General features: G+C 58.6%; 13 protein-coding genes. All 13 read left to right on the plus strand.

Going from position 1 to position 10837, the window contains the following annotated elements:
- Nucleotides 1-67: 67 nt before the first annotated feature.
- The 13 genes from BIY29_RS10495 to BIY29_RS10550 all read left to right on the plus strand — a co-directional run bounded on the left by BIY29_RS10495 (nucleotide 68) and on the right by BIY29_RS10550 (nucleotide 10834).
- Entirely contained in the window at nucleotides 68-568 is a 501-nt protein-coding gene (locus BIY29_RS10495; RefSeq protein WP_121575077.1) for a phage virion morphogenesis protein, read from the plus strand.
- Between the two features lie 221 nt (nucleotides 569-789).
- Entirely contained in the window at nucleotides 790-1914 is a 1125-nt protein-coding gene (locus BIY29_RS10500; RefSeq protein WP_121575078.1) for a peptidase, read from the plus strand.
- The gene (locus tag BIY29_RS10505; protein WP_121575079.1) at nucleotides 1911-2282 is read left to right on the plus strand and encodes a capsid cement protein; all 372 of its coding nucleotides are present in this window, start codon (nucleotides 1911-1913) and stop codon (nucleotides 2280-2282) included. Before BIY29_RS10500 ends, BIY29_RS10505 begins: the two co-directional genes overlap by 4 nt.
- A gap of 80 nt (nucleotides 2283-2362) precedes the next feature.
- Complete coding sequence (locus BIY29_RS10510; protein ID WP_121575080.1) at nucleotides 2363-3295, plus strand: major capsid protein; 933 nt, start codon at nucleotides 2363-2365, stop codon at nucleotides 3293-3295.
- 2 nt (nucleotides 3296-3297) lie between these two features.
- On the plus strand, nucleotides 3298-3519 hold the full coding sequence (locus tag BIY29_RS10515) for an Acb2/Tad1 domain-containing protein (RefSeq protein WP_121575081.1): 222 nt from the start codon (nucleotides 3298-3300) through the stop codon (nucleotides 3517-3519).
- Nucleotides 3520-3527: 8 nt separating this feature from the next.
- Nucleotides 3528-4052 carry a gp436 family protein gene (locus BIY29_RS10520; protein WP_121575082.1) on the plus strand — a complete coding sequence of 175 codons (525 nt, stop codon included), beginning with the start codon at nucleotides 3528-3530 and terminating at the stop codon, nucleotides 4050-4052.
- The gene (locus tag BIY29_RS10525) at nucleotides 4049-4507 is read left to right on the plus strand and encodes a phage tail terminator protein (protein ID WP_121575083.1); all 459 of its coding nucleotides are present in this window, start codon (nucleotides 4049-4051) and stop codon (nucleotides 4505-4507) included. Before BIY29_RS10520 ends, BIY29_RS10525 begins: the two co-directional genes overlap by 4 nt.
- Nucleotides 4500-4733 (plus strand): DUF7210 family protein, encoded by a 234-nt coding sequence (locus tag BIY29_RS10530; RefSeq protein WP_121575084.1) that lies wholly within the window; start codon nucleotides 4500-4502, stop codon nucleotides 4731-4733. The genes BIY29_RS10525 and BIY29_RS10530 overlap by 8 nt, the downstream gene beginning before the upstream one ends.
- 2 nt (nucleotides 4734-4735) lie before the next feature.
- Nucleotides 4736-5494 carry a phage tail tube protein gene (locus BIY29_RS10535; protein WP_121575085.1) on the plus strand — a complete coding sequence of 253 codons (759 nt, stop codon included), beginning with the start codon at nucleotides 4736-4738 and terminating at the stop codon, nucleotides 5492-5494.
- Nucleotides 5494-5991 carry a DUF6631 family protein gene (locus BIY29_RS10540; RefSeq protein WP_121575086.1) on the plus strand — a complete coding sequence of 166 codons (498 nt, stop codon included), beginning with the start codon at nucleotides 5494-5496 and terminating at the stop codon, nucleotides 5989-5991. Before BIY29_RS10535 ends, BIY29_RS10540 begins: the two co-directional genes overlap by 1 nt.
- Nucleotides 5991-6125, plus strand: coding sequence for a hypothetical protein (locus tag BIY29_RS20850; protein WP_276310288.1), 135 nt, complete (start codon nucleotides 5991-5993; stop codon nucleotides 6123-6125). The genes BIY29_RS10540 and BIY29_RS20850 overlap by 1 nt, the downstream gene beginning before the upstream one ends.
- Before the next feature lie 15 nt (nucleotides 6126-6140).
- The gene (locus BIY29_RS10545; protein WP_121575087.1) at nucleotides 6141-9866 is read left to right on the plus strand and encodes a phage tail length tape measure family protein; all 3726 of its coding nucleotides are present in this window, start codon (nucleotides 6141-6143) and stop codon (nucleotides 9864-9866) included.
- Nucleotides 9866-10834 carry a hypothetical protein gene (locus BIY29_RS10550; RefSeq protein WP_121575088.1) on the plus strand — a complete coding sequence of 323 codons (969 nt, stop codon included), beginning with the start codon at nucleotides 9866-9868 and terminating at the stop codon, nucleotides 10832-10834. Before BIY29_RS10545 ends, BIY29_RS10550 begins: the two co-directional genes overlap by 1 nt.
- Nucleotides 10835-10837 lie beyond the last annotated feature (3 nt).

Genomic DNA, 10837 nt, shown 5'->3' on the forward strand with positions numbered 1-10837 from the left:
CGCTGCGCGTGGGATTGGAGGCCCTGGCGGGGGCTGCCCGCGCATTGATTAAATAATAGGATAGATTATGGCCGGCGTCACGATTGTTTTTGCGGCTCAGCAGGCGCTCGACAGCCTGCTGAAAATGGAGGGCCAACTGGCCGATCCGACGCCCATGCTGGCCGAGATGGGCGAGGAACTGCTGGATATTCACAAAAAACGATTTGCTGATCAGATGTCGCCGGACGGCGTACCCTGGGCGCCGCTACAGCCGTGGTACAAAGCGGAGAAAAAGCGTAACGCCGATAAGGTGCTGACGCTGGACGGCTATCTGGGCAATACGCTGCGCTGGCAAATTCGCGCCGGCGAGCTGCTGTTCGGCACCGACCGGCCCTACGGAGCGATCCATCATTTCGGCGGCACCATCAAACCGAAAACCGCCGGCGCGCTCAACGTAGGCGGTCGTCCGGTTAAACAGGTGACCATCCCGGCTCGGCCGTGGCTGGGGGTCTCCGACAGCGACGGCAAAACGCTGGTCGACATCGCGTCGGATCATCTGCAAAAGGCGTTAAAGTCGGGAGCGCCGTAAAACGGCCGTAGCGGCGTTCAGGCGTTTCTGATGTGCGATGACCCCGGCGCGCGGCGTCAGGATTATTATAATAGCTTTTAATAACGCTCCCGCCGGGTTTAACCCGCCCCTGCCACGTTCCCCCGTCATTCCATCACGTTGCATTATTTGCCCGAGGGCAGATTACCCCGCCGCGCGATAGCAGCATCATGGCCGCATTATTGAGTGACGGACGATGATAAATGCCCCAGCAATCCACAGCCACACTACCGGTTTTCATGCCCGGCACGCATACCGCGATGGACGGACGTACCGTAACGTTCACGATCGAGGATTGTCTCGACCTGGCCAGCAGCTACGACCCAGCGCTTGCCGAGGCGCCGTTTGTTATCGGTCACCCCAAACTGACGGCGCCGGCCTATGGCTGGGCGGGCCGGTTCGAGGTGCGAGACGATCTGGTTTACACCGAACCGAAACAGGTTGTGCCGGAATTTGCCGAAGCGTTTAACAAAGGATTTTGGAAAAAACGCTCGCTTTCCATCTATCTGCCGGATTCGCCCGGTAATCCCAAACCCGGCCATTACTATCCGCGTCACGTCGGTTTTCTTGGCGCCGTACCGCCGGCGGTAAAAGGGTTGCCCGATGTGCAATTCTCCGAAGCCGGCGGCGAGAATGCCCCGCTGGAGTTCGCTATTCCCTGGGAGACTGAACTGCTGACCGATATGTTTCGCAGCTTGCGCGACTATCTGGTCGAAAAAGAGGGCGCGGAGCGTGCCGATCAGATCCTGCCGCAGTGGCGCCTTAAATCCATTGAAGAAGCCGCCGCGCGGGCATCCGAGCCTCAGATATCACCACTGGCGTATGCCGAGGAGACCAATGTGTCAAAAGAAAACCCAAACCTTAATCCAGCCGCTGATCTCGCGGCGCGTGAAGCGTCGCTGGTTGAACGCGAGGCGCGTATTCAGGCGCAGGAGCTAGCGCAACAGAAAGCGGCGGCCGAACAACGACGCGCCGATATCGTTTCATTTGCCGACGGGCTGGCGAAAGACGGCCGCATTCTGCCGCGTCAGAAAAACGCGGTCGTCGAAGTGCTGGTCAATCTGTCCGCCGAACCGATCTCGTTTGCCGACGGCAACGCCACGGTCAGCAAAACCCCGGAAACCCTGCTGCGGGAAATTCTGGGCGACAAACCGACGCTGCTGGATTTCAGCGAGAAAACGCCGCCGGAAGGTGAAGGAGCCGTGGATTTCGCCGACGCTGAATCCATCGCCGCCGCTGCCCAAGCGTATCAGGCGGAGCAGCAGAAACTGGGACGCACCATCTCTATCACGGCAGCCGTCCATCACATCAAGGGGAACCAGAAATGAATATTCCAGGACTGATCACCGCCCGCCAGTCGTCCACCACCGTCATCGCGCGCCGTTTGATTATCAACGGCGCCAGTGATGGTCTGGCCGGGCAGGCAACCGATGGCTCCGCGCTGATTATCGGCGTCAGCACTGACGTCGATGCCGCTCCCGGCGACACGTTCGACGTGATCCGCTCCGGCCTGGCGCCGGTGACCTATGGCGGCGATGTGGCGCTGGGTGATCGACTGACTGCCGATGCTGATGGCAAAGCCGTGACGGCCGCCGCCGGCGACTACTTTATCGGTTACGCCGAGGTGACGGGGGCGGCGGATGAAATCGGTTCGGTGTGGATTGCCCCCGGACAACTGCCGGCGGCGGGCGCCTGACAGATCCCAATAACGCCGCGAGAGGCCCATTGAATGCCGGGACGGGCGCCGGCACCTATTCATAACTGGAGAGCAACACAATGGCTGCTAATTTTCCGTTTCCCGTCGATCCGGTGTTAACCGGTATCACTATTGCTTACCGCAACCCGTCGCTAATTGCCGACGAGGTGCTGCCGCGCGTGCCGGTGGGATTGAAGTCGTTCAAATGGCTGAAATTCGCGCTCGGTGAGCGTTTCTCCGTGCCAAACACGCGTGTGGGACGCAAATCCGCGCCGAACCAGGTGGAGTTTTCAGCCGAAGAAGAAACCGACTCGACCAGCGATTACGGCCTTGATGCGCCGGTGCCGCAGGACGATATCGATAACGCGCCGAAAAATTTCGATCCGCTCGGTCACGCAACAGAAGCCACTACCGATCTCATCCTGCTGGATCGCGAAGTTCGCGCCGCCAATCTGGTGTTCGGTGCCGACAGCTATAACGCGACCAACCGCACCCAGCTTGCCGGTACTGCGCAATGGAGCCACGCGGACGCCAATCCTATCAACGTGATTACCGATGCGCTCGATACGCTGATCGCACGGCCAAATATCGCCATCCTGGGGCGCAAGGTGGCCACCGCGCTGCGCCGCCATCCCACCATCGTCCGGGCATACAACGGCACGACCGGCTCCGATGGCATGGTGCCGCTGGCATTTCTGGCTGATTTGCTGGAGTTGGAGAGCATCTATGTCGGCTCCAGTTGGGTTAATACCGCCAAACCCGGCAAAGCGGCGTCGCTGGTTCGCGCCTGGGGTAACCATGCCTCGTTTATCTACCGCGATCGTCTGGCCAATACTCAGGGTCGGGTGACATGGGGGATTACGGCGCAGTTCGGCGGCCGCGTGTCAGGCGCCATTGCCGACCCTGATATCGGTTTGCGCGGCGGCCAGCGTGTTCGCGTCGGCGAATCCGTCAAGGAGTTGGTCGTCGCCAAAGACGTCGGCTATCTGTTCCAGAACGCGGTGGCCGCATAACGATGGCCGTGATTAACGCGCAACCCTCTCACCGTCAGCTTACGGATGCCGAACTGGCGGTGATGGAAGAGATTATCGATTTGCGGACCATTGTGGGCGACTACCTGGACGGTCTGGCCGACAATCCGGCCATCGATCAGACCTGGCTGCGTATCGCCCGCGAGCAGTTGCAACAAGGGTTTATGGCCGCTACCCGCGCGGTAGCCAAGCCCGCGACGTTTTGAGGTAAGCGATGAACACGACCCGCTACATCACCCACGCCGATCTGGCCGAACACCCCGGCACCGCCGAACTGGCGCAATGCACCGCACAGGACGGCGAAGTGCCGGTGCCGCCGTCACTGCTGGCCGTGGTTATCGCCCGCGGCGACACGGCGGATTGGACGGCTGACGAATTGGTGCAGGCCAATGTGACGCTGGGGCGTATTGATGAGGTCATCACCGACACCCAGGGACTGATTGACGGCTTCCTGCGCCAGCGCGGCCACCGGCTGCCGCTGGCTGCGGTGCCGCCGCTGCTGACCCGCTGGGCGCGGGCCATCGTCCGCTATCAGCTCAATCGCAACCGCGTCGGCGATGAGAAAACCGATCCGGTGATACGGGATTACAAAGAGGCGATGGCGTACCTGGAAAAAGTGGCGGCAGGCAAATATTCGCTCGGGATTGAAGATCCGTTGCCGCCCGCAGGCGGCGTACCGCAGGTAACCGGCCCCGGACGGACCTTTGATATGCACTCGCTGCGGGATTTTGGTAAATGAGCAGCGCGCCGTTTGATGTGACGCCGGTGATTGAACGGCTGAATCAGTTTGTCGGCGCGGACAAGCTGTTGCGCCTGGTCGGCAGCATGGCGGAATACAGCAAACTGACCGATTTGGCCAACGCTACCACGCCGGCGGCCTATGTCCTGCTGGGGCGCGAGTCGCCCAACGATGCCCCGGCCGACGCCCGGCAGTCCGTTACGGCGGTATTCGGCGTGGTCTCGGTCGTGCGCGCCCAGTCGAGCGTCGTCACCAATATCGATAATGCCAGGCTGGCGTTGCAGCCGGTAGCGGGCGGTATCCGCGACCAGTTGATCGGCTGGTCGGTGGCCGGCCTGCGCGGCGGACGCCCCATTAAGTGGACCGGCGGCGAAACGCTGGGATTTGTCAACGGCGTGCTGGCGTGGATGGACACATACAGCTGTCAGCATTTCATTGGAGGGGGCAATGCCTGACGTGAAACTGAACAGCCGGCACAAGCATGCCGGCCAATGGCGCGAACCGGATGAGACGCTATCGGTGTCGCAACCGGTGGCTGATTGGCTGATCGGTCTCGGCGTGGCCGAACCGACAGCCACTACGCGCAGCAAGAAAACCACGGCCGTTGCCGACGTAACGGCGGCCGAAACTGAAACCGCGCAGGCCGCTGATGCGACCGCCGCGAACCACACCGGAGAATAGTCATGTCATTAATGAGCCTACAGGGGCCGATCAATCTGGCGCCGCGTATTACCAGCACGGCGAAGGCAAAACCGGGGGCGCTGCGGTTCGTTGGTCAGGCCGACGTCTGCGATGTTGAGATGGAAGCCGAAAGCGCGTCGCAAACTGATTCTTATACCGGCCAGCGCCTGGAAATCGGCTCGCTGTCGCTGGGCAAAACCGGCACCATCTCGCTGACGCTCAAAGACTGGAGTCTGGAGAATCTGGCGCTGGCGCTGTACGGCCAGGTATTCAGAGTTGAGGCGGGAACCATCAGCGGTGAAGCCCTGCCGCCTGGGTTAATCGTTGGCGATCGTGTCCGCCTTGACAATCCCTTTGTCAGCGATGTGCTCCTTACCGCGTCGGATGGCTCGACCGCACTGGTGCCTGGAACGGATTACCGTGTGGATTCCGCCACGGCCGGCATCATCGAACTGCTGAGCGAAAGCGCGCTGACGGCCACAGCGGCCTACAGCTACGCCCCGACCGAACAGTTGGGACTGTTTACCACCACGCCGCCGGAGCGCTGGCTGCTGCTGGACGGCATCAATACCGAAAATGATGAACGGGTCATCGTGCAGCTCTACCGCGTCAAATTTCAGCCGGTATCCAGCCTGTCGCTGTTGCACAACGAAGGCTATGGCGAACTGCCGCTGACCGGCAACGTGCTGGCGGATACCACGCAGGGTAGCGATAGCGAACTGGGTTATTTCGGCTCTTACGTTCAGAAGGTAGCTGAATAATGGCGAAGAAAATTGTTCCGCCGGAGGAAACCGCTGCCGCCGATCTGGAAATTCTGAATCCCGATCGAACGATTAACATTGCTGGTGAAAAGCTGACCGTGCGGGAATATAACCTGGTTGACTCGTTGGAAATGCATGAACCGATCGCCGCGCTGACGCAGGCGTTGGCGGCAGTGATGCAGGATGGTCCGCTGTTTTATGAGGATGTCGAGGCCATTCTGGCTCGCCAGGTGGCTATCGTTCCGCTGCTGGCCGCGCGTGCCGTTGATAAACCGGCAAGCTGGGCGGAAAAACTATCCGCCACGGACGGCGCAATCCTGCTTGACTGGTGGTGGGTGGTCAACCGGCATTTTTTTATGACCGCTGCCGTGCGCCGGATAACAGTGCAGGCCGCCAGAGAAAAACGGCAACAGTGGGATTCGCCACTCTCTTCGCCACCCTCGTCCGGGCCGGACATAATGCAGAGCGACTCCGCTACTACACCCGGCGCCAGTTGATGCTTTATTACCGTGAGGCGCTGCGCTTGCAGGATCGGGACAGTGTCGAGCGGATTTTGGACGTCGGCGCAGCCTATACCGGCGGGAAAACGGCGAAAAAACGTATTGACGCATTAACCAAAGCATTCCGTTGATGATGGGTATCCGCGATGGCGACAAATAATGATTTGAAACTGGCGCTGCGTATCACTGCGGATGTCAATGAGGCCAAACGGGCGCTTGAAACGCTGACCGGAGATATTGAGCAGACCAGTAGCGCGGTCGATGCCGGTAATAAACATTGGTCGGAGATGGTTAACGCGCAGGATGCGGCGGCGAATGCCGCCCGGCAGACATCCAGCGCGGTAGCCGATTATCAACAGGCAGTATCCCGCGCCAGCAGTTCATCCAGTACGCTCAGCGCATCCGTCAGCGAGGTGACCCGTGATTTGTCCGCTCAGCAGGCCGCATTGGCAGCACTGCTGGGGCGCATCGATCCGGTTGTCGGTGCGTATGAGCGCCTGGACAACATGGAGCGCCAGCTCGGTGAATTTAATGCCGCAGGCTTAATCGGCGGTGACGACTTTGATCTCTACGCTGCACGTCTGAATGATATGCGCGGCCAGGTCGAGGCCGCCGCCTACGCGGCCAGCGAGGCGGGACGACGGGAGGCTCAGGCTGCGCGGGAATCGGCACAGGCGGCGCGTGAAGCCGCTCAGGTCGAAGCTCAGGCAAAAGCGACAAAAGAGGCGTTTATCGCCCGGCTGCGCGAGCAAGCCGAAACGATGAGCATGACCACGGCCGAACTGTTGCAATACAAAGCGGCGCAGCTCGGCGTTGCGGCAGAAGCAACTCCATTTATTCAACGTCTGACCGATACATCGGCGGTAATGAGTCAAGGCGGTCTCAGTGCCAAACAATACGCCCAGGCGATGCGTTACCTGCCGATGCAGATTACCGATGTCGTTACATCGCTGGCATCAGGAATGCCGGTGTGGATGGTGGCCATCCAGCAAGGCGGGCAGATCAAGGACTCGTTCGGCGGTATCGGCAACACCTTCAAAGCGCTCACCAGTCTGATTACACCCGCACGCCTGGCAATGGGCGGTATGGTTGCGGCAATTGCTGCCGTTGGTATCGCGGTTATCAGCGTAATGAATGACCAGGATGCATTTAACCGCGCTATTGTCCAGACCGGAAATCACGCCGGAGTAACGGCTGGCCAATTGGAGCAGATGGCGCAGAGCGGTGGGAAACTCAGCAGCAATTACTCGCAGGTGCGGGATATTCTTGCTGGTCTGGTCAGCAGCGGAAAATTTACGTCAGAGACGATAGATGGCGTATCGCAGGCGGCATCGGCAATGGCACAGCTTACCGGGCAGTCCGCCGACCAGATAATCAACGAGTTTATGAAGATGACCGACAGCGTCAGCGACTGGGCCGTCAGCAGCAGTGAGAAGTACCACTGGCTGGATACAGCCACTTATCAGCGTATCCGGGCATTGGAAGAGCAAGGACGAACGGAAGAAGCCATTGATGTTGCGTCGGAAATTTATAAGCAGGCAGCGATAACGCGCCTGACGCAGTTGGAGTCAGAGCTGAATTGGGTTGCACTCGGATGGAAAAACATCAAGGGCGCGATGAATGACGCTATCGCCGCCGCAAAAGGCTCCGCAGCAAGCGCGTTCGGATTGGACTCAGAAAGCGAATCCCGCGCAAAAAGGATTATCGAGTTACGTCAGCGTTTATCTGAAGCGGGTAATGACGTTGATATTGCTTTACGCGGCACCGTCTACCAACAGCAGGTTAAAGCAGACAAGGAGGAGTTAGCTGCATTAGAAAAAGAAGAAGCGGCGATAAAAGCGGCGGCAAAGGCTGAATCCGAACGCCAGAAAACAGAAAAAAGAGCGATTGCCGCGTCCCGCGAACTGGAAAAAATCTGGGCCAATAATCGAACTGAACTCGATAAAGAAGCTGATGCGATTGAAGAGACCCGCAAGCGTTATGAAACATTGTGGAAGACCGAAAGCGGCCGCGATACGCTGCGCAGCCGTGGCGTCGCTTCTGAAGACGGTATCAACTTCTCCGGCGGTCAGTGGGATATCGACGTTGCCGCACTGGACGCATCGGACCAAAAAGCCCGTCAGTACAACGATACGTTACGTCAGACCATTCAGCAGAAAACCGCGTTAACGCAACTGGAAAAAGTCGAAGCAGAGATCCGCTCTGGTTCGTTGAAGAATGCAACCGCCGAACGGCAGGAAGAAGCCCGCGCGCTGGCGCGTCAGGCCGATGCGCAGGACGCGCAAATCAAGTCGGCCCGCGAAGCCGCCGCCGAAACAAAACGCTCTGCCGCCGAGAACCAGCGATTCGTCGACTCGTTGGTCGAACAGGCCGCCAAACAGACACAAGGCACCGCCGCCATTCGCGCCCAAGAAATTGCCACCCGCAGCCTGACGGCGGAGCAACGCAAACTGGCTGAAGCGGCGCACGCCGCGCTGAATGCCCGCGAATTTCAGGACAAAAACCTGCAATTGCAAATGGAATACATGCGTGCATCGGGAGATAGCGCCGGAGCCAGCCTGTTGGCGGTGAGTAACCAGTATCAGCAACTGCGTGACGAATTCACCGCCAGCGGCAACACTGAGGGAGTGAATTGGCTCGATAAGCTTCTACCGCTGCAAGAAGCACAGGTTCGGGTTGATGCGCTGAAAAAGCAGATTTCAGATTTGTTTACTTGGCGCAGCCAGCAGGAAACAACTGTCCAGGCTCAGGTTCAAGGTGGATTACTAACTGAGCTTGATGGTCGGGAGCGGTTGGTTCAACTGCATAAAGATGTCGCAAATAAAATCCAGGGTTACCTGCCGACACTACGTGAAATGTCTAATATCCCCGGTGAGGCGGGAGAGAGTGTCCGCGCGCTGTTGGCTCAACTCGACGCGGAAATGGGAAAACTGCAGGAAACCGCTAATGCGCTAGCGCTGGCATTTAAAGACGGCCTGCAAGGCGGTATTCAGAGCAGTCTCCAGGGATTGTCCACTGGAGCAATGAATCTGAGTGATGCTGTATTGAATCTGGCACAGTCTGTCGTCAATGCTTTGTCGCAAATTGCATCGCAAAAGTTGGCCACCGCCATTATGGATGGAGCCAGCTCATTGTATGGCAGCGTCTTTGGCGCGAGTACAGATGCTGCATCTGGTGCCGCTGAAGCTACGGCCATGTCAACGGCTATTACCACTGCCACTACTGCTGGTGCTACAACCATGTCAACAGCGATTGGAGCAGCCAGTACGGCTGGTTCAGCTTCGTTTGGCGCGGGGGTCACTACTGCAATAACGGCTGGGGCTGCAACCTTAACGGGTTCACTGGCCGGCGCGTTTGCTGCGGGTGCGGCCACCTTGTCAGCAGCGATTTCCGCCGCAAGCGCTGGTAGTGCCGCGTCAGGAATGGCCAGCGCCGGTGCAGCCGCCGTTGCCGCTGCCGGCGGCGGCCTTGTAACCGGTCCCGGAACTAGCACCAGTGACTCCATCGCAGCCTGGCTGTCAAACGAGGAGTTCGTGACACGCGCAGCGGTTACCAGTCAGCCCGGAGCACTGCCATTTCTCCACGACTTTAACAAACGCGGTATGTCAGCATTGCACGACTGGACGCGGGTACGCCATGCGACGGGTGGTCTGGCTGGGTTTCCGGCTCCGCGCGCTAGTAACCCGAATATGTTGTCCGAACTGCCTGAACGCAGCGCTGGCGGTAATGCCGCCGCTCCCGTCATCCAGCAAACCCTGGTATTGGACGCCGCCGACGTGTTCACCAAAGGCGCGCAGAGCGTCGCCGGGCAGCGCGCCATGATGACCTTTATCCGCGCCAATAAATCCACACTGAAACAGGAGTTAGGCTAATGGCTTGGGAAACTGGCACCGCCGCCAACGAGCGCGAACTACTGCAAAAGCTGGATGCCTTTCTGACATCCAACGCCGAACTGGTGGCCAGTGGTGAGAATTGGACGCAAATCTACGCCGACACCATTGCCGCTACATCAACCACGGTTGAGCGGTTGGCCTACGCATGGGTGGCGCCGGGTTCTGCTGGCGCGGATCAGATTTATATCGGGGCACGGTCAAACAACAGCATCGGCTCCGATATTTACAATATTTATTTTGCCGGGGGGACGTATTTCAATCCCGAGGCATTCAGCGATGCTGAAAACATCTGGAGTGGCATGGTTAACGGCTCGCCGCGTGTCGGGTGTTGCTGCGAAAACCTAACATTTAAATACTGGTTTATCGCCAACGGTCGGCGGTTTATTGTCCTCACCCGGCTGACGAACGCTATTTTTAGTTCCGCTTACTGCGGGTTTATGCTGCCGACCGTTACCCCGCTGGAATACCCTTATCCGCTGGTGATTGCTGGCAGCACTGATAATACGCTGAGTCGTTATTCGCTAACTACTGATTACAACAGCAGTATTGTCGACCCACGCACCCAAAACTGCTGGTTGATGTATCCCGACCAGGGATGGCGTGATTTTTATGGCGCTGCCGCGACCAGCTATACCACAGACGGTCAATCTCGCTACCTCACCCCGCGCGGTGCGCCTCGTTATTCCTACGCCAGTAACGCCGGTGAAGTGTTAACGGCACTGACTGCCTCTCCGGGTGATAACTATCCGCTATGGTCAGTGGAGTTTCGGGCACTGGAGGTGGCTGGAACCAATTATTTTGGTGCATTGGACGGCGTTTGCTGGTTACCGGGAGTAGGTGTAGCGGCGGAGGACATCATTAATACTGCTGATGATCAGCAGTTTGTCATTTCGCGTAATGCGTTTCGTACCAGCACACTCGATTATTTTGCCGTCGAGCTGGCATAACAG

The organism is Brenneria alni (assembly GCF_003666245.1).
GTDB lineage: Bacteria > Pseudomonadota > Gammaproteobacteria > Enterobacterales > Enterobacteriaceae > Brenneria > Brenneria alni.